A 23,718-nucleotide genomic window follows, 5' to 3' on the forward strand; every position below is an offset into this window, starting at 1 on the left:
TTTATAAAAAATATTTAATAGAATTAAAAAATTAGATGCAACAATTACATACAGTTTTAAAGCTAAATAAGCTTAAAATTCGTGCTAATCTAAATTAAAAAGAGAAAGATAAATTTTAGCCTGTATTTTATCGCGTTAAGTGTATTTTTCTTGAACAGAGTATTTTATTAATAAATGAAAACTATCAACTGATAAATTTTAATTATAATTGTACATGGGGTCGATAGTGCTTAAGTCTAATCTCCTAAAGTCTATCTAGGACTAAAAAAAAACACATGATAAAACATCATTATTACTGATCTACAACGCAGCTCAATGTGTTCAGATCACAAAATGGATAAGTAATTTAATTAGAATTCGGGTAAGAAAAACGTGTCTACATCAGTATTAGTAATTAACTGCGGGTCTTCTTCAATTAAATATGCGTTGGTTTCTGAACGTCGTGAAGACCGTATTTTCGGTTTGGCGGAAAACCTAGGCTCACCTGAAGCTCGAATCAAAGGAATTACCACTGGTGGTGAAGCACTTGAACTGTCTATTCCAAATGCTGATCATGAAAAGGCACTAGAAACCATTCTTGAGCGCTTAGCACATCACAACCCACAAGCGATTGGTCACCGTGTTGTACATGGTGGCACTCTTACCAAAGCTGAATTACTGACACCTGAAATTATTGAACGTATTCGTGAAGCAACGCCACTTGCACCACTTCACAACCCAGCGCATTTAGTGGGTATTGATGCCACTATGCGTTTGTTCCCGCACTTGCCACAAATTGCGGTATTTGACACAGCATTCCACCAAACTATGCCGTCGCATGCATACCGTTATGCATTGCCTAAATTCCTCTACACCATGCACAACGTACGTCGTTATGGTTTCCATGGTACCAGTCATGCTTATGTATCAGAACGTGGCTCTCAACTTGCAGGAAGCTTCAAACAAGGTGGTTGGTTAACAGCACACTTAGGCAATGGTAGTTCAACCTGTGCAATTTGGAATGGCCAATCTGTAGATACATCTATGGGTCTCACTCCTCTTGAAGGTGTGGTGATGGGCACACGTAGTGGTGATGTCGACCCAAGTATCCATAGCTTCTTGGCATCAAACTTAGGCTGGGATATTTATAAAATTGATAAAATGCTAAACAGCCAATCTGGCTTACTTGGCTTATCTGACCTTTCCAACGACATGCGTACGCTAATTGAAGCTGCAGATGAAGGCAATGAAGATGCAGCACTTGCAATTGAAGTCTTCTGCTACCGTTTAGCCAAATCTTTAGCAGCACTGAGCTGTGGCTTACCACGTATTGATGGCTTGTTCTTCACTGGTGGGATTGGTGAAAACTCAGCACTCATTCGTGAAAAAACCTTGGCATACTTACCACACTTCGGTTTTAACTTGAGTAAAGAAAATAACAATGCATTAAAACGTGGCACTGAAGGACGTATTGATGCAGGTACAGGCCCACAAATTTGGGTCGTTCCAACCGATGAAGAAGGCCGTATTGCCAAAGAAACAGAGCATGTAGTGGCAGCATTGGAGCGCCCTACAACAAAAAAGTCTGAACCAGAAACTGAAGTTGCATAAGCAACTTCGGTGTTCATTTCAGCCCTTGCTTTAACATATTTTAAAACTTAGCTTTTTTGATTTTGACATTATGAAAACGATTTTACTTGTACCCACTGGGGAAAGCGTAGGTTTAACCTCCGCATGTTTGGGCCTAATTTATGCGTTGGAATGCCAAGGCATTAAAGCTGGTTTTTTAAAACCTTTTGCACAAGAAGCGCAAAGCACGACAGATCGCACAACTGCGCTTTACCGTCACCTTTTTAGCAATGAAACAGTTGAACCGATTGCTTATGCAGAAGTTACACGTCGCTTAAGTCATGATGAAAATGATGAACTGCTAGAAGATGCTGTTCGCCTACACCGTGAAATTGCAAAAAAGCATGATCTGATTATTGTTGAAGGCTTAGTGCCGAATAACCGTGATGCTTTTGCTTCAGAGCTTAATGCAGATCTTGCCAAAGCACTCGATGCAAAGGTGGTGATTGTGAGTACGGCTGATATTCGCAATCCTACAGAAACACTTGAAAAAATTGAAACACAAGTACGTACTTTTGGCGGTGCAAACAATTCACGCGCTGCAGGTGTATTGTTCATGCGAACCAAAGGCCTGCCTGAAAGCGCAGCTCAAGTGCCGGTAACACTTGATCCAAGCTTACGTTTAATTAGCGATAGCACTCAATTTGCAAATCAGCTACAAGCATTAAATGCACATATTGGTTCTGAAAACTTTCCAATTATTGGCCTCGTCCCTTTTAGTAATACCCTGAGTGTGCCACGTATGTCTGATCTTGCATCGCATATTGCCGCACACTGGATTAACGAAGGCGAAGCCAAACAACGTCGCGTATTACATAGCAGTTTGATTGCATCGAATATTGAGCATGAGCTACATAAATTTGTGGCGGGTGAGCTGATTATTAGTGCATCTGACCGTATTGATGTGTTATTGGCAAGTAGCCTTGCAAGTAGTAACGGTATTCCATTGGCTGGTTTAGTGCTCACAGAACACCATGCGCCCAATGAAAATGTTTTAAATTTCTGTCAAACCGCAATCAAGCAAGGTTTGCCTATTTTGCATACCCCGCTCAGCACCTTTGACACCGCCGAAAAACTAGCGAAGCTGAGTAACGAAATTCCAGTCGATGATACGGAACGTGCCGAGCAAGTGACACGTTTTGTGTCGAGTCATATTGACCCTGAATGGATTACTCAGTTGATCAATGGCTCTTATAAGCCACGCCTTTCGCCTTCGGCATTCCGCCATGAATTGGTACAAAAGTCGATTGCAGCCAAAAAACGAATTGTATTGCCTGAAGGTGATGAGCCACGTACGGTACAAGCCGCTGCCATTTGCCAAGCACGTGGTATTGCTCAATGTGTACTATTAGCCAAACCAGAGGTTGTGGTTGAAGTAGCGAAGGCACGTGGTATTGAGTTACCACACGATCTTGAAATTATTGATCCAGACTTAATTCGCGATAACTATATCGAGAAAATGGTTGAACTTCGCAAAGGCAAAGTGAACGAGCTTCAAGCCCGTGAACAGCTACAAGACACCGTTGTATTGGGTACGATGATGCTGGCGCTCGATCAAGTCGATGGTTTGGTTTCAGGTGCCGTACACACCACAGCCAATACTGTACGTCCTGCATTTCAGCTCATTAAAACTGCACCAGACTATTCATTAGTATCTTCTGTATTCTTTATGCTGTTGCCAGATGAAGTCTATGTATATGGCGACTGTGCGATCAATCCAGATCCAAATGCAGAGCAATTGGCTGAAATTGCAATTCAATCTGCAGACTCTGCCAAAGCCTTCGGTATTGATCCACGCATTGCAATGATTTCTTACTCAACAGGTACATCGGGTGCTGGTGCAGATGTTGAAAAAGTTGCTGAAGCAACGCGTATTGCGCAACAACGCCGCCCTGACCTGCTTATTGATGGCCCATTGCAATACGATGCTGCCTCTGTAGAAAGTGTTGGTCGCTCTAAAGCACCAGATTCTAAAGTAGCTGGCCGTGCCAATGTATTTATATTCCCAGACTTAAATACAGGCAACACGACTTATAAAGCGGTTCAACGCTCTGCTGATGTGGTGAGTGTAGGTCCAATGTTGCAAGGCTTGAACAAGCCGGTGAATGACTTGTCTCGTGGTGCATTGGTTGACGATATCGTCTTCACGATTGCCCTCACTGCTATTCAGTCTGAGCAACAAGCAGCTCAATAATCTTTAATACTCAGTTTTCCAAACCATCTAATTGAAAAATTGGGTGGTTTTTTTATGTGGATTTATCATAAGTAAAAAGGACCATAAATATGGCCCTTTTCATTGTTAATTTTGCAGTTAATTACCGAAAATTTCTTTCTTAAATATATGAGTCAATTTTAGAGATGCAGTCCAACTCATATGATCATCATCATAAAATAAAGGTAAATTATTTTGGGTAAAGTAGCATGTTTTTTTATCACAAAACTCTTTGGATAAATCAATAATTTGAATATTTTTGCTGGACTGTGCAGCCATATCTTGAGCGTTCCAAGTCTGTTTACTTCTTTCGTAATACTCTTTCCAGGTAATAGTTAAATCTTTAGTTGGTAACTGATACCTAAGGATCTTAGCTGTGAGGTTGGAAATTTCTTTTTTAGCTTCAGGAGTTGGCCTTGTGATATACACCTTATGAGATGTAGCGAGGTCTTTTAATGTATCAATATAAGCATTTCTCATTTGGACATAATAGTCCTCATTAAATTCAAGAGATGGGCTATTTATATATCGAATAGGCTGATCACTTTTATCATTTTCTGGTTCGCCTTTAAAAATAGCATTAGCTCTGTTAATGACAAGAATTGGAATATCTGTAGAATAATTAGCTTTCACATCATTGATAATATCTTTAACTCTTTCACCACAGGAGTATTCAGGCATATTAGTCTTTTTTAAATTTTTAACGGTAGGGCAACCGCTAATAGTAAATGAGATCAAAGATGTGTTATTTGGTAAAGAGCTAATAACACCATTTAACATTGCACTTGCATGGCTGTCTCCAACTACTATCAGAGACAATGGACCATTTCCATAAGTACATTTTTTTACTTGAGAGTCATCTTGTTTTCCAAGACATTCATCCCTTCTTGGATTGATGTCATTAGTATAGTTAATAATATTATTAATTTCATTAGAGAATCTATTTTTAACACCATCATATTTAAAAATTAAAATACAAATAAAGCTAAGGACTGCAATGCTTAAAAACCAAACAATATATGCTTTAAGTCTTGAAAGATTCGAAAGATTTTTACGAATTGGATTCTCAATATAAGTATATGAGATCCATCCTAGAATAATTGATGACATAATTCCTAAAATGATAAATACATAATCATCATTTTTATAAAAATAATGTAAGAAAAATACAATTGGCCAGTGCCATAAATAGATTGAATAAGAGTTATTCCCCAGCCATTGAAAAATAGACCCTTTTGTAAAAATCGAGTTCTGTTGATGTGCTAAGAGAATAAGGAAAGCACCTAGAGCTGGTAAAATAGCATTGTAGCTAGGCCATAAAGTATTCGTCGAAAAGATATAACAACTAATACCTATTATTAAAAAACCAATGATTTCTAATGACTTTTTACATTGGACTTTTTCTTTTGGAATAAAAAAAATTAATCCTCCAAGTAGCATTTCCCAAGCTCGAGTTGGTAACAGGAAGAAACCAGCTGAAGGATTCTTTGCAGTAATTATAACGGAAAGTATAAATGAAAGAATTGTTCCCAAAATTAGAAAAGACAACATAAATCGTCTAGATCTTTTAATTTTATAAATTAAGGATACAATTATTGGAAATACTAAATAAAACTGCCATTCAACAGATAGAGACCAAGTATGAAGTAACGCTTTATTGTGTGAGTCAGTATCAAAATAACCCGATTCTCTCCAATAAACAATATTTGAAAAAAAGTTGATACTGGACAGAGTGTGTTTAGCTAAAGCCTTATAATCTGCTGGAAGTAAAAAGAACCATCCTAAGATAAGTATGATTGTGCTTACTACAAAAAGTGCTGGAACAATACGTATCCCACGAGCTAAATAGAAGTTTAAAAGTGAAAAATTTCCTCTTTCTAAGCCTTTAATAACAATACTAGTCATTAAAAAACCAGATATTACAAAGAAAATATCAACACCGATAAATCCTACTGCAAATCCTGTAATACCAAAATGAAAGAGAACTACTAGGATGACAGCATATGCTCTTAATCCATTTATATCATATCGAAAGTTTTTATTATGCATTTACATGTAGCCCCAAAATTATTAGGAGAGATTTTAAGCTTTTAATTTTTAAAAGTAATCTTAATTTTTTCTAAAATTAACATAATACGCGCTATACAAAATGCTCTTTCTTCATTCTATAAAAATCATTCTTTTAACCACTATCCAAAAACCCAACTCCTGCTAATTGGGCTTTTGGATGCAAGCCTTCATATTCCACACTCAACATTCACTCATTGTTTCACACGACTATTTAGCATGACTTCATCATAATTTTTGCGCCAGCCACACCGTATGTCCAGCACAATCCGCATCTTCAGTAATCATCTTGAGTACGTCAAAACCATGCGCAGACAATAAAGTCCGATATTCCTGCTGCGATAAACTGGCATGATACAAAGCATCGCCAAACATATCCCCAATCGCCTCACCTTCTGCTGGGCCACTTGTAAACATGAGCACCGCGCCTTTGGCTGAAAATTTTGAAAATTGCGCAAACATTTGACGCTGATCATCTGGTGTTAAATGAAAGAAACTATCCCATGCCAAAATGCCTTGAAATTGTTGATTCAGCTCTACAGTACGTATATCTGCTACATGCCAATTTTGATTCGGGAAATTGCGCTGCGCCATGTCTATCATCACAATTGAAGCATCTATGCCAGTTATAGTATGGCCTTGCTGAATCAAATAATGCGCAATCGGCCGACCCGAACCACAACCCAAATCTAAAATTTCAGCTTGCTGTAGCAATAAGGCTAAAAAAGCATCCAACCACTGTTTTTCATATAAATATTCACCACGCAATGCAGTCCAAGCACGACCATGTTTGTTATAAATATCAATAATATTTCGGGCAAGATGCATCTGATTCGTCATCACGAATGCCAAGAGGATTTTTAAATCAGTATAAAGAAATCGAGAACAGAAAAATTTATTTTTAGAATAAAATACAAAATTGCAGACATAAAAAAAGAAGATGAAGTTTTAAACTTGATCTTCTTTCTGTCCGTACATCCACGTTGCGGCGATATAAATTGAGAAGCCTACAACCATCAAAACACTTGTAACTGTCATCTTTATGACCTGTGATTTATGTTGAGTTTATTATGCGAAAGTTTTATGACAGTTATATGACAAAGCTGTCATAATTTTAATAATATTTTTTAATAATAAAAACAATAACTTAAATATTTAATTTTAAATTTAAGTCAAAAATTCTCTGTAATATGACAGCTAAATATTTCAAACTGATGCTGAAAATAACCTACAAAAAACCAAAGCCTGTACAGATATTAAACTTTCGCCCAAAGCACAGACAAAACACCCACAGCTTGAGTTTTTTGCCTTATAATTTAGCCCGCTAGCTATCAGCCCGCTCAAGAGATTTTTGTATGACAACTATTATCAAGCAAGATGACTTGATCACATCGGTTAAAGATGCGCTTCAGTTCATTTCTTACTATCACCCACAAGACTTCATCCAAGCGATGAGCCGTGCGTATGACCGTGAAGAAAACAAAGCAGCAAAAGATGCGATCGCTCAAATCTTAATTAACTCTCGTATGTGTGCAGAAGGTCATCGCCCGATCTGCCAAGATACAGGTATTGTTAACGTATTCGTTGAAGTGGGCATGGACGTTAAATTTGATTTAACGATGAGCTTAGATGATGCGATTAACGAAGGTGTACGCCAAGGTTACCTAGAAAATTCTAACGTACTTCGTGCTTCTGTACTTGCAGACCCTGCATTTGGTCGTAAGAATACCAAAGACAACACCCCTGCTGTGATCTATCACAAACTTGTTCCTGGTAACAAAGTAGATATTACTGTGGCAGCTAAGGGTGGCGGTTCAGAAAACAAATCTAAACTTGCAATGCTTAACCCATCTGACTCAATCGTTGATTGGGTTCTTAAAACTGTTCCAACTATGGGTGCAGGCTGGTGTCCTCCTGGTATGTTGGGTATTGGTATTGGTGGTACTGCAGAAAAAGCCATGATGCTTGCAAAAGAAGCATTAATGGAAGAACTCGACATGGACGAATTACTTCGTCGCGGTCCACAAAGCAAACTTGAAGAACTTCGTATCGAAATCTTCGAAAAAGTAAATGCGCTTGGTATTGGTGCTCAAGGTCTTGGCGGTTTAACAACTGTACTCGACATCAAAATTAAAGATTATCCATGTCACGCTGCAGGCAAACCAGTCGGTATGATTCCGAACTGTGCTGCAACTCGTCATGCACACTTCACGCTTGATGGTTCTGGTATTGCACATATCATGGCGCCTAAACTTGAAGATTACCCAGAAGTGACTTGGGATTCTTCAACGTCTAAACGTGTAGATCTAGACAACATCACGCAAGAAGAAATGAACGCTTGGCAGCCAGGCGACACGCTTCTGCTTAACGGTACCATCTATACAGGTCGTGACGCTGCGCACAAACGTATGGTTGACATGCTAAACAACGGTGAAGAGCTTCCTGTAGATCTTAAAGGCAAGTTTATCTACTACGTAGGCCCAGTTGATCCAGTTGGTGACGAAGTGGTTGGCCCTGCAGGTCCAACAACTGCAACGCGTATGGACAAGTTCACACGTCAAGTGCTTGAAGCAACTGGCATGTTCGGTATGATTGGTAAAGCTGATCGTGGTCCTGCTGCTGTTGAAGCAATTAAAGACAATAAAGCAACTTACTTAATGGCTGTGGGCGGCGCTGCATACTTAGTATCGAAAGCCATTCGTGAAGCTGAAGTTGTTGCTTTCGCAGACCTTGGTATGGAAGCAATCTACAAATTTGTCGTTAAAGATATGCCTGTATCTGTAGCAGTTGACGTAAATGGTACTTCTGTACACGCAACTGCACCAAAAATCTGGCAAGCTAAAATTGGTAAAATTCCAGTAGTTGACGCTGCTGCAAAATAATTTTGCCCAGTAAAAAAAGCACCCTACAGGGTGCTTTTTTGGGTCTGCTGTTTTTATTGCCTTATATCGCCAAATCCTTTGTGCTGTATTTAAGACCTGTTATGCTTTTTAGCTTAATAAAAGATAATGCAGATAAAAATATAAGCCGGAAGATGAATAAGATGCGATGGAAATTTAAGATAAAACCCTCGATCTATCGTGCTCTGCTTCTCAGCACGAGTGTATTGATGAGTTCTGCCTTAATGGCTCAACCCGTTCAAGAAAAAACCTTAGATCATTTAATCGAACTTTCTAATTTTACTGGAATGATTGCTCAGTCCAATCAGAATATGCGCCCAATGTTTGATGCACAAGCCGAAGATATTTTGAAAAATAATTTAGGTGTGCTTGAGCTTTCGAGTGAGCAAAAACATGTCGCTCAAAAAATCAGTTTATTGCTACAAAAGACCAATGAAGCAATTATTAGCAATCCTAAATTTTTACACATGATTCGCAAGAACTTCCAACAAACCTATACAGAAGAAGAAGCACAAGCTTATATTCAGTTTCTTAGCACACCAATGGGACAATCGATTAACCGCAAAAGCAGTGTCATGACCAATAATATTCTGCAAGAAACCTTAGCGATTAGTAACGAAATTCTGAACCAACCCTTACAAATGCAAAAATTTAATGAGCAATTGGCTAGCCTCATTCAGCCCCTGCTTTTAAAAACCAAAAGCTAACTGCTCAGCACAGTCCAAAGCAATCCACTGCACCTTACCAGGTCAGTGGATTCCATAATTTGAATGGCTTCACCAACTGAACATCTGTTTTAGGATCATACTTTTCTGCTTTTAATTTTTGAGCACTGTGTCGAACTTTGCCTCGTTGTTCATCTTGTGCCACAAAGTTATAACTTGACGATTTTCTTTCAGTAAATGCAATTTCACTGCGCCCTGTTTGATCCGGCATTAACATTAAAGCACCACTAACCGAACGACGTGTCGCCATGTTTTCTTCATCATATTTAATAAAATATGATTGCCCTGCTTCTACCGTAAAGTCGAGGTACTTGGGTTTTTGAAAGTGATTTACCCCCAATGGTCGACTGGTTGATAATCGATAGTTTCCTGCTGGCAATTCCACCCAATAATAGTGATTGTTTAATAGACTCGGGATACGTTCACTATTGAGAAATAAACTACTCGCAACAATTTCTTGCCGATTCCATTTACTGTCTGGCCGGTATAAATACACAATTGCTGCTTGAGAATGCTGTGGCTCTACAGTCTGAAAATGACGGCCTTGTTTTTGGTTCACCCAACCACCAATGGTAAACATACCAAGACGGTATTGTTCCATAATGCCAGGTGCTTGCTCTGGATTGACGGATTTTAAGGTTGAGCTTAACGCTGGTTGTTGTTCAACACTTGATTTTCCATGACAGCCCAGCAACGCCAAACTACTTAATATGGTGATATATACAACACGCATGATCATCCCTCACTGCGTTTTTTCTTATTGTCGGCTAACTTTCTTTTAAAACTTCGACTTTTAAAATTATGATGTTTAGGCATCCGCGCCAATCATCTGAGAGTAACATTCAGTTTTTATTTTTTAAATAAAAAACGTGTGAAAAACAGCGTTTTCCACACGTTTCTGACGAATAGCAGGCTTTAAATTTCAAGCCTATTCGGCCAACAGTTGATTAAGCAGATTTTGAATCAATCACTTTCAAGTCTGCTTTTGGTGTTACTTCTTCTTGAGTTTTTGGCTGACGTTCAGCTTTAAACTCAGGTTTCTCTTCACCATTAATTACAGCTTCATTAACCACAACCGTGCCAACATCTGTGCGACTTGGCAAGTCATACATGGTTTCAAGTAGTGAATTTTCTAAAATAGAACGTAAACCACGTGCACCCGTATTACGGTCTAATGCTTTTTTAGCCACAGCGCGTAATGCTGAATCTTCAAATACTAAATCAACATTTTCCATATCAAATAAATATTGATACTGACGTGTTAATGCATTTTTAGGTTCTGTCAAAATTTGCATCAATGCTTCTTCATCCAACTCATCTAAAGTAGCAATCACTGGCAAACGACCGATAAATTCAGGAATCAAACCAAATTTAACCAAGTCAGTTGCTTCAACTTGACGGAACAAGTCAGAAAGCTTTTTAGATTCGTCTTTCTTACGCACTTCAGCGGTAAAACCAATACCACCTTTTTCTTGGCGCTGTTGTACAATTTTCTCTAAACCAGAGAATGCACCACCACAAATGAAGAGAATATTCGAAGTATCAATTTGAATAAATTCTTGCTGTGGATGCTTGCGACCACCTTGAGGTGGAATTGACGCAACTGTACCTTCAATCATTTTCAGCAAGGCTTGCTGTACACCTTCACCAGACACGTCACGTGTAATCGACGGGTTTTCTGATTTACGAGTAATTTTGTCAATTTCATCAATATAGATAATGCCTTTTTGGGCTTTTTCTACATCGTAGTCCGCTTTTTGCAAAAGCTTTTGAACAATATTCTCTACGTCTTCACCCACATAGCCTGCTTCAGTTAGTGTTGTTGCATCTGCCATTGCAAATGGAACATCTAACAAACGTGCAAGCGTTTGAGCAAGTAAAGTCTTACCAGAACCTGTTGGACCAACGAGCATGATGTTACTTTTTGAAAGCTCAACACCATCTTCAGGCTTTTTACCGCTGGTCGAAACTTTCAAACGTTTGTAATGGTTATATACCGCTACAGACAACGTCTTTTTCGCAACATCTTGACCAATCACATATTGGTCTAAGGCAGCACGGATCTCATGCGGTTTTGGTAATGGCTTAGAAGCCCAATCACTCGAATCAACTTGTTGACTGGTTTGTACTAAGTCTAAGCATACGTCCACACATTCATTACAGATATATGCGTCCTCGCCTGCAATCAGTTTCCCAACTTCAGACTGCGTTTTACCGCAAAATGAACAATGCTTTTGTCCTTGAGGATGTTCGGACATATTCACTCCAATATAAAAATCTTTAAATTTTATGGACGTTTAGATAAAACTTCGTCCACAAGACCATATTCTTTTGCCTGCTGTGCAGTCATAAAGTTATCACGGTCAGTATCTTTTGCTAAACGCTCGTAGTCTTGGCCACTGTGTTCAGCCATTAAACGATTCAAACGTTCTTTAATAAACAGAATTTCACGCGCATGAATCTCAATATCAGATGCTTGACCACGGAAACCACCAAGTGGTTGGTGAATCATCACACGTGCATTTTCAAGGCAATAGCGCTTACCTTTGGCACCAGCATTCAGTAAGAACGCACCCATCGATGCCGCTTGACCCATACAGTAAGTCACCACGTCTGGTTTAATAAACTGCATTGTGTCGTAAATCGCCATACCAGCAGTCACTGAACCGCCCGGTGAGTTGATATACAAATGGATATCTTTATCTGGGTTTTCAGCTTCTAAAAACAACATTTGCGCAACGATTAAGTTCGCCATGTTATCTTCCACTTCACCTGTTAAAAAGATGACGCGTTCGCGCAAAAGGCGCGAGTAAATATCGAAAGAACGTTCGCCGCGTGATGACTGTTCAACCACCATTGGCACAAGTGCGTTTTCAATTGTTGGAACATACATACGTTTATTTATTCCTGAATTTTTCTGAGTTGACCCATATTCACAATATGAGGGATATTTTTCGAAAATGCAAAAGTTTCCCAATTAAATAACAGATATTTTTTGCATAAGCATTGTGAATTTAGGACATATTCCATTGCGATTTGGCGATAAAAAAAGGCGCTCTAAGCGCCTTTTTTTATTTAGCTAAGAATTAGCCTTGTTGACGAGCTTGTTGCTCTTTCAATAAGTCTTCATAGCTTACTTTTGTATCTGTTACTTTAGCAGACGCTAAGATGTGATCTACAACTTGATCTTCAAGAATAACAGCTTCGATTTGAGCGCGCTGTTGCTTGTCGTTGTTGAAGTATTCAATCACTTCTTTAGGATCTTCGTAAGAAGAAGCCATGTCTTCGATGTATGCATCTACACGTGCAGCATCAACTTCGATTTTAGCTTCAGCTAAAACTTTGCTTACCAATACGCCAAGTTTAACTGCTTTTTCAGCTTGTTCTTTGAACAATTCATCTGGTAGCATGCTTGAGTCAAATGCTTTCGCACCTTGAGCACCAAACTGTTGAGTGAATTGTTGGATCATTTGTTGACGTTGACGATCAATTTCTTGAGTCAACATTGCTTCTGGAAGCTCAACTTCGTTCGCAGCTACAAGGGCATCAAAAGTTGCACCTTTCACTTGGTTGCGAAGACCGTTTTTCACTTCACGTTCCATGTTTTTACGAACGTCAGCTTTAAGTTTTTCAACGCCTTCTTCTTCAGTTAGACCGAAGATTTTAAGGAATTCAGCATCAATTTCTGGAAGCTTTTGTTTTTCAACAAGCTTAACAGTGATTTTGAATTGTGCAGCTTTACCCGCTAAGTTTTCAGCTTGGTAGTCAGCAGGGAAAGTTACATCGATAACTTTTTCTTCGCCTTTCTTCATACCAACGATGCCGTCTTCGAAGCCAGGAATCATGCGACCAGAACCTAAAACAAGTTTAAAGTCTTCTGCAGAACCGCCTTCAAATTTTTCGCCATCAACTGAACCTTCGAAATCAAAAGTTACTTGCATGTCTTTTTTAGCCATGCCTTTTGTTTCAGCCCAAGCTGCACGTTGTTTTTGAAGATTTTCAATCATCTTCTCAACGTCTTTGTCATTTACTTCAGTTGCTTTACGTTCAACAGCTAAACCGTCAAATTTAACTTCAACTTCTGGGTAAACTTCTACAGTTGCTTCATAAACTAAAGCACCATCTTTAAGTTCAGATTTTTCGATGTTCGGCATGCCAACAGCGTTGATTTTTTCTTGTTGAATTGCTTCAAACACAGTGTCACGAATAATGTCGTTCACTACTTCTTGGTAAATGCCCGCGCCATATTCACGACGAACAACGTTTACAGGCACTTTACCTTGACGGAAGCCGTTGATCTTCACAGTTTTGGCAGTGCGTTTCAAGCGAGCTTCAAATTGCTCGTTAATACGGCTCGTCGGTACAGATACATTTAAACGACGGGCAACGCCCGAAACCGCTTCAGAAGTTACTTGCATGGCTTCCTCGATATTTTGTTAGTAAAAACAGTTTTTAAAAAAGTGCCACATTATATGACAACATTTCAAGATATACAAAAGCGGATTATAACACCATACATATCAACATGAAGGATGAACTTTCAGTTTACATAGAATCTAGAAATTACATTTTAAATTGGTTATTTTTTAATTTATTATTGCAAATGATAAGCTTTCTCATTATTATTAGCGTGCAACTTCTTAACTGATTGTTTTTTTATTTTATTTAGCGGATTTTTACCATGGGACATATTAAAAACCATAAAAAGCGTGCACACTTAGCAGCCGCTTCACTTATTAGCATTTCATCCCCCCTAGCTTTTGCTAGTGATGATAAAAATGTGCAACAGATGGATAAGATCACTGTTGTTACTGAGCAACAAGATAGCTATTACATTAAAGAATCCAGTAATACCAAAATAACGACGCCTTTATTAGATACTGCACGTACGATCAATATTATTTCTAAAAAAGAGATTGATGAACGTGGCGCAACGTCTTTACAAGATATTCTACGCACAACCCCTGGTGTCACTTTAGGTGCTGGCGAAGGTGGTACGCCTATGGGCGACCGTCCATTTATTCGTGGCTATGAGGCGAGTACTGACATTTTAATTGATGGTATGCGTGATTTTGCCCGTGGTTCACACGAGGCTTTTAATCTCGAAGCTGTCGAGGTGACTAAAGGGCCAGGTTCTGTGTATTCAGGTCGTGGTTCGACAGGCGGCACCATTAACCTCATTACTAAAAAACCTAAAGATCGTACTGAATCTGAAGTGACGTCGGAATATCAAAATTCAGGTAAAGGCCAAACCAAATATCGCTTTACCACTGACAATAATGTGGTGTTAAGTGATCATATTGCAGTTCGTTTGAATGCCATGCTCGATCAAGGCGAAGTCGCACGCCGTAATGGCGTCGATGTTGACCGTTGGGGCATTGCACCCACCATTACATTTGGCTTGAATACCCCTACACGCGTCACCGCTGGCTACAGTCGTTTAGAGTTTAACGATACCCCAGATATGGGTTTACCATTTAGCAATGCTAAAAATCCAGATCGTAAGACCCCAATTGAAACGATGCCATTTGAAACTAACTTTGGCCGACCAGACATCGACTTTAGAAACTATACATCTGAAAGTTTCGACTTAAGTCTCCAACATGATTTCAATGAAAAATTTAAACTCAATTTTGTTGCTCGTGATTTAGAAACGATCCAAGATTATTTCTTTACGCGTTTAAGTTTTGGCTGTGCAGCCAGCAGTGGTACAGCATGTGAAACTGAATCCAATGGTTTAACGTATGAGCGTAATGATCGTACGTCTTACCGTACCAGTCATGTCAATAGTGCACAAATCAATTTACAAGGCGAATTCAATACTGGGGCGATTAAACATAATTTGGTCACAGGAGTGGATTACAGCAAAGAGCGTATTGGCAATAAGACCATGACCGTCACTGGTGCAGGTCGTGAGGTGACTGATTTCTATAATCCAACCAATCCAGCACATCCTAATTTCAACATTGCTTATGGTGACCATGCAAAAGCTGGTGAAATTAAAAACTTAGGTGTTTACGTCACAGATACTATTGGTCTCAATGATAAATTGGACTTAAATCTTGGTATCCGTTTTGATGATTATGAATCGACTAACTTTAAAGATACTGTTTCAGACAATTTAGTGAGCTATCAAGTTGGTTCAATTTTCAAAATTACACCAAATGGTCGTTTATATGCGAACTATGCAACATCACTGAATCCAAGTGGTGATAACTTAGGTCAAGCTGGCGGTGCAGATGGTGTCTCAAGTGGTAACCGTTTAGCAGACAATATTGATCCTGAAAAAAGTCGCAGTATTGAAATTGGTACAAAATGGGAGCTGTTTAATCAACGTTTAGGCTTAAACGCTGCGCTATTTGAAACGCGTAAAACCAATGCACGATCAACAGACCCACAGGGCATCGTCACCATTGATGGTGAAAACCGTGTTCGTGGTATTGAATTGAGTGCAACAGGCAAACTTACACCGCGTTGGGATATTTCCGCAGGTTATAGCTATTTAGATAGTGAGCTATTAGATGGTGGTTATGTGAATGCAGGAACAAGTGCTGCACCTAACTATGTAACTAACCCATCTAATGGCAACCAGTTAAAATTCATTGCTAAACACAATGCAAATTTGTGGACCACGTACCAAGTGATGGACAAATTCACTGTCGGTGGCGGTGCAACCTACATGGGTAAACGCTTCGTTGATGATAGTAACGACTACTACCTACCCGATCACTTACGTTTAGATGCCTTTGCGAGTTATCAACTTATGCCTGAATTTGGTTTGCAATTGAATGTTAACAATATTACTAATGAACGTATTTATGATGCGTCTCACGTTGGCGTTTTCTCAACAGTCGCACCAGGCCGTTCATTCTCTGTAAAAGGTACATATCGTTTTTAAAAATTTGTACTAAGCACACAAAAGGATGCTCATTTTAGGTTGAGCATCCTTTTTCCACACCACATCTCAAATCTTATATTGTTCAATACTTTCCGGACTTCTTCTTTTGTATGAAGATAGTACTGGAAATCATTCATAATTAATTTCAATAAATAGTTTGTTTTTTAATCTAAATAATCAATATCTATTAAAATCAGTGGATTGTTTACATATTGTTACACTATTTCATCTTATATATAGATTATATATTACTAATCTATTGTCAAAAACAATAGCAAAGACAAGTAAAAACAAATAAGAATTATTATTATTCGCAAACTAATTCACAACTATATTTTCAGGGTTGAAATGGCTTTCATTAAAACACGTAAGAAAATTGTTTCTTCTGCAATTGCTTCGTCTCTCTCTGTTATTGCAATGAATGCTGTTGCACAAGAACAAGTCACTACACTTGAAACCATTTATCAAGATGTTCAAGCTGAGCAAAAACAAAGCTTAAAAGTAGATAAATCAGCGAACACAAAATATGTTGCACCACTACTCGATACACCAAAATCAGTATCGGTAATTTCTAAGCAATTGATTGAAGATACTCAAGTTACAACGTTAAGTGATGCTTTACGTAATGTTCCTGGTATTACCCTAGGTGCAGGTGAAGGTGGCAACCCGAATGGTGACCGTCCATTTATCCGTGGCTTCAATTCTGAAAGCTCAATGTATGTCGATGGTGTTCGTAGTGCTACATCACAAAACCGTGAAATGTTTGCTGTTGAGCAAGTTGAAGTAACCAAAGGTTCTGCATCTGCAATGGGTGGCGCAGGTACAACTGGCGGTAGCATCAACATGATTTCTAAAGTGGCTAAAAAAGGTGACTCTTTAGAAGGTTCTGTTGGCGCAGGTACAGATAATTACCAACGTATTACCTTAGATGGCAACAAAGACTTTGGTAATGGTATTGCAACACGCGTAGCTCTCATGGGCCATCATAATAATAAAGCAGGCCAAGGTGATGATGGTGCTGAATATGCACGTGTGGGTATTGCGCCAAGTATTACTTTTGGTTTGGATACCCCGACTCGTGCCACTGTAAGCTACTATTATTTAAAATCTGATGATACCCCTGATTCAGGTGTCCCATATCAATATGACACATCTAAATTAGTAACTGCAGGTAAACCTGTAGATGTTCCGCAAGGTATTTATTATGGTTGGAAAAATCGCGATTTCCAAAAACAAGAAAACCAAATTGGCACACTTAAACTTGAACACGATTTAACTGATAATTTAACCATCAGCAATGTCGCTCAGTACTCGAATTCAAAAAATAATTATGTATGGACACAGCCAGATGACTCACAGGGCAACGTTGCTCAAGGTGAAGTATGGCGTCGCTCAAACTCAAAAATTACTGATACCAACACATTTACAGATCAGCTGTCTTTAACTGGTAAGTTGAATACTGGCTCACTGGTTCATTCTTTTAATACAGGTGTTGAATACAGCAAACAAGATTCTGACCGTGGTGGATATACATTAAACGATACTACTGCTAACGGATCTAATCCTAATAGCGGTACATCTCAATGGAACGTTAAACCAGGTGGTACGCTTGGTGCATGTGCAAATTCTGGCATGGGTATTGGTGCAGACTCTAACTACTGGTGTACTTCTCTTAACAATCCAAACTCGAATGATCCATGGCTAGGTAGCATCACTGCAAATCCAAAAACTTCGAATGTTACGACCAAAAATACTTCTGTCTATGCATTAGATAGTATCAAAATTAATCCACAATGGATTTTGGATTTAGGCATCCGCTGGGATAAATTTGAAACAAATCTAAATAATTACGCAACCAATAAAAGTTATTCATCAGATAACGACTTTTTCAACTATCAAGCTGGCGTGACATTTAAGCCAGTAGAAAATGGTTCGATCTATGCAAGTTTTGCAACTTCATCTAATCCAATTGGTGTAGATGCAGGTGATGGTTCTGAAGGCTTAAGTACCCCAGGTGGCCGTGGTCCAACTGAAGAACAAGCAATTGCAAACAACAATCTCAAACCTGAAGATGTCCACACAATGGAAATCGGTACGAAATGGGATCTGTTCAATGAAAAATTGAATTTAACTGCTACTATTTTCCGTACTGAAAAAACAAATACCCGTGCAACAGATACGGATGGCTACACTCGTAATATTGGTGAAACACGTGTAGACGGTCTTGAGCTTGGCGTTAATGGTAATATCACTAACAAATGGGCAGTTTCTGCAGGCTATACATATTTAGACAGTACAATTGTTGATGATGGTCCAAAAGACAGCAATGAAGGCAATCAAGTTCAAAACGTTGCAAAAAACTCCGCAACTCTTTGGACAACATATGCATTTACCCCATCATTTACCCTCGGCGCTGGTGCAGTAGCAATGGATAAAGTTTATGGCGATGCTGCAAATACGAAATTTGTTCCAGGTTATGTACGCTACGATGCAATGGCACGTTATAACGTCAATAAAAATGTTGATTTGCAGTTAAACGTAAACAACCTTTCTGACAAACGTTATTTCACTAAAGCATACGCATCTCACTATGCAACAGAAGCTGAAGGCCGTAGTGCTGTACTTTCTGTGAACTTCAAATACTAAGTTCAATATCAATCCATCTCGATGTATTCAACAACGCCCCTTTTCATAGGGGCGTTGTTGTCTTTGCACCATAAGATTCGCGCCTAAAAACCAAACTTTATGGTTTTTTCTAATTAACTCGCTGTTCTTAAGCAAGAATTCCCTCACATTACGCACAAATTAATATTGATAACTATTATCATTATCAATACAATTCACAGCAATTGTTACAGGCCATAACAATCCCTCCATTGTATCTTCATCATATATGTCATCACGAAGTATCAATGTCGCTTTCCTTATAAAATCAGGACTTAGAAATGGCACAGATTAAAAGCCGAAAACACAAAAAAACAGTTTCAATGGTCGCGTTAGCCGCAGCCTTGCCACTGGCGGCTCAAGCTACAACAGCTGAATCAAATTCAGTACAGCTTCCAACCATTAATGTTAAAGCTGCAGCAGAAAATAATTATAAAAAAGAAAAAGTCAGCTCTGCCAAATTTACTCAACCCTTACTCAATACCACACAGACGGTTGCTGTCATCCCCCAAGCGGTACTTAAAGAACAAAATGCCACAACCTTGACCGAAGCTTTACGTAATGTACCTGGCGTAGGAACATTTTCATTGGGTGAAAATGGCCGTATGAATACAGGCGATGCCGTAACCATGCGTGGCTTTGACACAGCAAACAGTATTTTTATTGATGGCGTACGTGATTTGGGCAACGTCACACGCGACATGTTCAACTACGAGCAAATTGAAGTCTTTAAAGGCCCTGCGGGGACGGATAATGGCCGTACAGCGGCATCAGGTTCCATTAACCTCTCGACTAAACATGCCAAACTCGAAGACTCAAATAGTGCAACATTAGGTTTCGGCTCCGACAAATACACGCGCGCAACAGCCGATTTAAATAAAAAAATCAATGAAACAACTGCACTTCGTGTCAATGTGATGGGCGAAAATGCCGACGGAATTGGTCGTGACGGTGTAGAAAATAAAAAATGGGCACTGGCATCTTCATTAGGCTTTGGTTTAGGCACAGATTTACGCGTATTTTTAGACTATCTTCATACAGAGCAAGATAATAAATTAGATGGTGGTATTCCTACTGTTGGCCTAAACGGTTTTAATGCAAATAACAGCACTAATGCCAGCATCAAAAGCTTGGCTGAGTATTTAAATAACCACAAAGTTAATACGTCAAATTATTACGGTGCTCCTGAAGATTTTGACGATGTCAGTGCCGATATGGCCACTGCACGCATCGAATATGATTTATCCGATAAAACCAAGTTAACCAATACCACACGTTGGGGCCAAACCAAACATCAATATTTAACGTCATTCCCTGGCAACGCTTATACCACTACAAATCCATCAGATCCTACTGACGGTTCGTCTATTCAAGTTTCAGGCAGCACCAACAACAGTGATACTGAAAATAAAATCATGACGAACCAAACTAGCTTAGTCACAGAATTCGATACAGGAACACTTCAGCATACCTTAAGTACAGGTGTTGAATTTACCCGTGAAGATATGAAAACCTTTGGTTGGACAGGCGCAATTACGGGTACGAGCTCACTGTATAATCCATCTGGAACAGTACATTCAACCTTAACGCGCAATGAAGCCGCAGATACCAAAGGCCGAATGGATACATCCTCTATTTTTGCTTTTGACACAGTACAACTGTCACCAAAATTTTCGGTCAACGCTGGTATCCGCCTAGACCATTACAAAATGCAAGGTTACTCTTCTTCTGCTAGTTTCAGTGATGATGGCAATCTATTTAACTGGAAAGCAGGTGCGCTGTTTAAGCCAACCGAAAATGGTAGTCTGTACGCCAACTATGCTGTGCAACAGCAACAACCAGGCACTATTACAGGCGGTGATGGTATTGGTAATGCCAACATTTTTGCACCATCAACCTCTGCAAGTAGCAATAATAATCTTGATTTTGATCCACAACAGATTGAAACCATTGAAGTGGGAAGCAAATGGGAATTCTTTGACAACCGCTTATTACTCACAGGTGCACTATTCCAAACTGAAGTCACCAAAGAAATTGAAAAAGATGATAATGGCGGCTATTACCAAACCGGTAAAAAATCCGTTAAAGGTATTGAGTTAGGTGCGATTGGTAACATCAATGATTATTGGAAGATCATTGCAGGCTACACCCATCAAAAAACTGAAATTGATAATGTTACACATGTCAGCTCTGGCAGCCTGACTTCTGCCGATGGTTCCAATAACATTCCATTTACCCCGTCAGATGCTTTCACGCTGTGGACCACCTATACAATGGATAAATGGAGCATTGGTAGTGGTGCACGTTACAATGGCGAAATGAAAAAAAGTAAAGATGGTAATACCGTTGGCCCTGCTGTAATTCCAGATTATTGGGTTCTGGATTCAATGGTCAGCTATCAAGCAACGCCTAATATTGGTGTTCAGTTAAATATTAACAACTTACTTGATGAAGATTATATTGCAAGTATCAACCGTGGTGGCCTACGTTATACGGCAGGTGCTGAACGTAATTATCGTCTTACATTTAATTTTAAATTCTAATTTTCCATAAAATTAAAAGCCTTAATCTTGTATTGGGGCTTTTTTTATTTATGCTTATCCTTAACCGAAAAATTTAACTGCTAGGTGCTTGCCATGTTGCTTCATGTTCCCAATGTGCTTTCTAAAGCGCAAGTCCAATCTATTCGCCAAGCTATGGCAGAAGACAACCAATGGGTATCTGGCAAAAAAACAGCGGGCGGACAAGCACAACTCATCAAAGACAACTTACAAATCAATACCAGTAGCGAGCTGTATCAAGAACTGAGTACCTTTGTTCAACAGCATATTCAAAGCAGCCTACTGGTGCAATCATTTGCACTGCCCAAAGACATTCTGCCACCAATGTTCAATCGCTATGAAAATTCGGGGCATTATGGCAACCATGTCGACAATGCTGTGCATTTTTATGCCGAAAAAAATAAATCTGTGCGTACCGATGTTTCTATGACCGTCTTTCTCTCTGAACCCGATGAATATGAGGGCGGTGAATTGATCATTGAAGACACATACGGCGCACATGAAGTCAAACTCGATGCTGGCGATGCTATTGTGTATCCAGCAACCAGCCTACACCGTGTCGAGCCAGTCACTCAAGGTGCGCGTATTGCTGCTTTTACATGGCTGCAAAGTATGGTGAAGGATGACTGGCAACGGGCCATGTTGTTTAATTTAGACATGACCATTATTCAATTGCGTCAAAAGCTGGGCGACTGCGAAGAAACCGTACAATTAACCAGCCATTATCACAACCTGATTCGTCAATGGGCCGAACTATGAGCCAAGCATCAATTTTGCCACCACTGACCCAAATTCCTCCCTACTTACAGACTGTTGCAGACTATGAGCGCCAAGCACAACTGCATTTATCCGACATGGTTTGGCAATATCTCCAAGGCGGTGCCATGGATGAAGTCAGTGTGCGCTCGAATCTTTCAGCGTTTGACCACATTCAACTGATGCCTCGCCTACTACAAGACCTCACCCACGGCCATACCGAATGTGAAATCTTCGGGCAACGTTATCCGCATCCCATCTTTGTCGCGCCGATTGGGCACCAACAGCAATTTCATCCCGAAGCGGAAGCTGCCACCGCACTGGCTGCAGAAGTTTTGGGAAGCAATATGGTATTGAGCACCTTTACTAATACCGACATGCGTGAACTGAATGCAGACAATCCGCGCAAATGGTTTCAACTGTACTGGCAAGGTGAACGCAACAAATCCTTAGATTTAGTCAAAATGGCCGAAGCGCACAACTACAGTGCCATTGTAGTAACAGTGGACTCCCCCCATACAGGCATCCGTGACCGCGAACGTCGGGTATTTTTCCATTTACCTGAAGGTATGCAACACCCGCATACCCCTGCACATATTCCACTGCCAGAATTACAAGAAGGTGATCACCCTGTATTTCAAGGGCTCATGAAAATTGCGCCGACTTGGCAAGACATTGCTTGGTTGGTTCAACAGACCCACCTCCCCGTTGTGTTAAAGGGTGTACTCAATCCAATGGATGCCCAACTTGCAATACAACATGGTGTACAAGGATTAATTGTGTCGAATCATGGTGGCCGTGTTTTAGATACCAGTATTACACCACTCACCGCGCTCAAACTCATTAAACAGGTGGTGCCAGCTGATTTTCCGTTGCTTTATGATGGTGGAATTCGCCGTGGTTCTGACGTCTTTAAAGCGATTGCCCTTGGCGCCTCAGCGGTGTTGGTCGGTCGTCCTGTGATTTATGGCTTAGCCACTGCAGGCGCATTAGGTGTGGCACATGTGCTGAAAATTCTGAAAGAAGAATTTGAAATTACCATGGCTTTAATGGGAACAGCCCGCATAGATGAGATTAACCAAGATTATATTTTTCAAAAATAGCCATTTTATAGAGAATTTTTCTCTATAAATCCCTGCTCATTGCAAAAATAGGAAAATATTTTCGGAATAAGTGGATTAATATTTATTTATAAATTTGCATGATCTGCGGTAAATCTAAGTCAACGTAACTTCACATGAAATTTTGATACTTTTGGCTAAATCTTCCGACTTCATACTTGTAAATTGATACCATAGACACAATCTATATTAGTAGTACCTAATGT

General features: G+C 39.5%; 15 protein-coding genes. 9 read left to right on the top strand and 6 right to left on the bottom strand.

What is annotated here, in order from left to right:
• Positions 1-372: 372 nt before the first annotated feature.
• Together DYI81_RS04030 and pta are read left to right on the top strand one after the other, a co-directional pair.
• Entirely contained in the window at positions 373-1,590 is a 1,218-nt protein-coding gene (locus tag DYI81_RS04030) for an acetate kinase (protein WP_106985158.1), read from the top strand.
• 70 nt (positions 1,591-1,660) lie between these two features.
• Positions 1,661-3,802, top strand: a complete 2,142-nt coding sequence (gene pta, locus DYI81_RS04035) for a phosphate acetyltransferase (protein ID WP_117006781.1) — start codon at positions 1,661-1,663, stop codon at positions 3,800-3,802.
• 117 nt (positions 3,803-3,919) lie between these two features.
• Here the strand turns inward: pta and DYI81_RS04040 are convergent, their stop codons facing one another.
• Together DYI81_RS04040 and DYI81_RS04045 are read right to left on the bottom strand one after the other, a co-directional pair.
• Positions 3,920-5,869 carry an acyltransferase family protein gene (locus DYI81_RS04040; protein ID WP_117006782.1) on the bottom strand — a complete coding sequence of 650 codons (1,950 nt, stop codon included), beginning with the start codon at positions 5,867-5,869 and terminating at the stop codon, positions 3,920-3,922.
• A gap of 246 nt (positions 5,870-6,115) precedes the next feature.
• A complete protein-coding gene (locus DYI81_RS04045) occupies positions 6,116-6,727 on the bottom strand; it encodes a class I SAM-dependent methyltransferase (protein WP_117006783.1) in 612 nt (203 codons plus the stop codon).
• Positions 6,728-7,242: 515 nt separating this feature from the next.
• Here DYI81_RS04045 and DYI81_RS04050 point away from each other — a divergent pair.
• The gene (locus DYI81_RS04050) at positions 7,243-8,769 is read left to right on the top strand and encodes a fumarate hydratase (protein ID WP_106985152.1); all 1,527 of its coding nucleotides are present in this window, start codon (positions 7,243-7,245) and stop codon (positions 8,767-8,769) included.
• A gap of 227 nt (positions 8,770-8,996) precedes the next feature.
• Positions 8,997-9,494, top strand: coding sequence for a DUF2059 domain-containing protein (locus tag DYI81_RS04055; protein WP_240627340.1), 498 nt, complete (start codon positions 8,997-8,999; stop codon positions 9,492-9,494).
• A gap of 34 nt (positions 9,495-9,528) precedes the next feature.
• Here DYI81_RS04055 and DYI81_RS04060 read toward each other — a convergent pair whose 3' ends face one another.
• From DYI81_RS04060 to tig, 4 genes are all read right to left on the bottom strand, one after another.
• Positions 9,529-10,245, bottom strand: a complete 717-nt coding sequence (locus tag DYI81_RS04060) for a DUF2846 domain-containing protein (RefSeq protein WP_117006784.1) — start codon at positions 10,243-10,245, stop codon at positions 9,529-9,531.
• A gap of 214 nt (positions 10,246-10,459) precedes the next feature.
• Positions 10,460-11,770, bottom strand: coding sequence for an ATP-dependent protease ATP-binding subunit ClpX (gene clpX / locus DYI81_RS04065; protein WP_117006785.1), 1,311 nt, complete (start codon positions 11,768-11,770; stop codon positions 10,460-10,462).
• Positions 11,771-11,799: 29 nt separating this feature from the next.
• Positions 11,800-12,405 carry an ATP-dependent Clp endopeptidase proteolytic subunit ClpP gene (gene clpP, locus DYI81_RS04070; protein WP_067666729.1) on the bottom strand — a complete coding sequence of 202 codons (606 nt, stop codon included), beginning with the start codon at positions 12,403-12,405 and terminating at the stop codon, positions 11,800-11,802.
• Between the two features lie 193 nt (positions 12,406-12,598).
• On the bottom strand, positions 12,599-13,930 hold the full coding sequence (gene tig, locus DYI81_RS04075; RefSeq protein ID WP_117006786.1) for a trigger factor: 1,332 nt from the start codon (positions 13,928-13,930) through the stop codon (positions 12,599-12,601).
• A 263-nt stretch (positions 13,931-14,193) separates the two neighbouring features.
• Here tig and DYI81_RS04080 point away from each other — a divergent pair, with 263 nt between their 5' ends.
• From DYI81_RS04080 to DYI81_RS04100, 5 genes are all read left to right on the top strand, one after another.
• Positions 14,194-16,410 (top strand): TonB-dependent siderophore receptor, encoded by a 2,217-nt coding sequence (locus tag DYI81_RS04080; RefSeq protein WP_117006787.1) that lies wholly within the window; start codon positions 14,194-14,196, stop codon positions 16,408-16,410.
• 348 nt (positions 16,411-16,758) lie between these two features.
• Positions 16,759-19,056 (top strand): TonB-dependent receptor, encoded by a 2,298-nt coding sequence (locus DYI81_RS04085; protein WP_117006788.1) that lies wholly within the window; start codon positions 16,759-16,761, stop codon positions 19,054-19,056.
• Between the two features lie 299 nt (positions 19,057-19,355).
• Positions 19,356-21,617: a TonB-dependent siderophore receptor gene (locus DYI81_RS04090; protein ID WP_117006789.1), complete on the top strand. Its 2,262-nt coding sequence runs from the start codon at positions 19,356-19,358 to the stop codon at positions 21,615-21,617.
• A gap of 93 nt (positions 21,618-21,710) precedes the next feature.
• Entirely contained in the window at positions 21,711-22,394 is a 684-nt protein-coding gene (locus DYI81_RS04095) for a Fe2+-dependent dioxygenase (protein WP_117006790.1), read from the top strand.
• Positions 22,391-23,494, top strand: a complete 1,104-nt coding sequence (locus DYI81_RS04100) for an alpha-hydroxy acid oxidase (RefSeq protein ID WP_117006791.1) — start codon at positions 22,391-22,393, stop codon at positions 23,492-23,494. Before DYI81_RS04095 ends, DYI81_RS04100 begins: the two co-directional genes overlap by 4 nt.
• Positions 23,495-23,718: the final 224 nt, after the last annotated feature.

Source organism: Acinetobacter sp. SWAC5, assembly GCF_003419885.1.
In the GTDB taxonomy this organism is placed as follows: domain Bacteria; phylum Pseudomonadota; class Gammaproteobacteria; order Pseudomonadales; family Moraxellaceae; genus Acinetobacter; species Acinetobacter cumulans.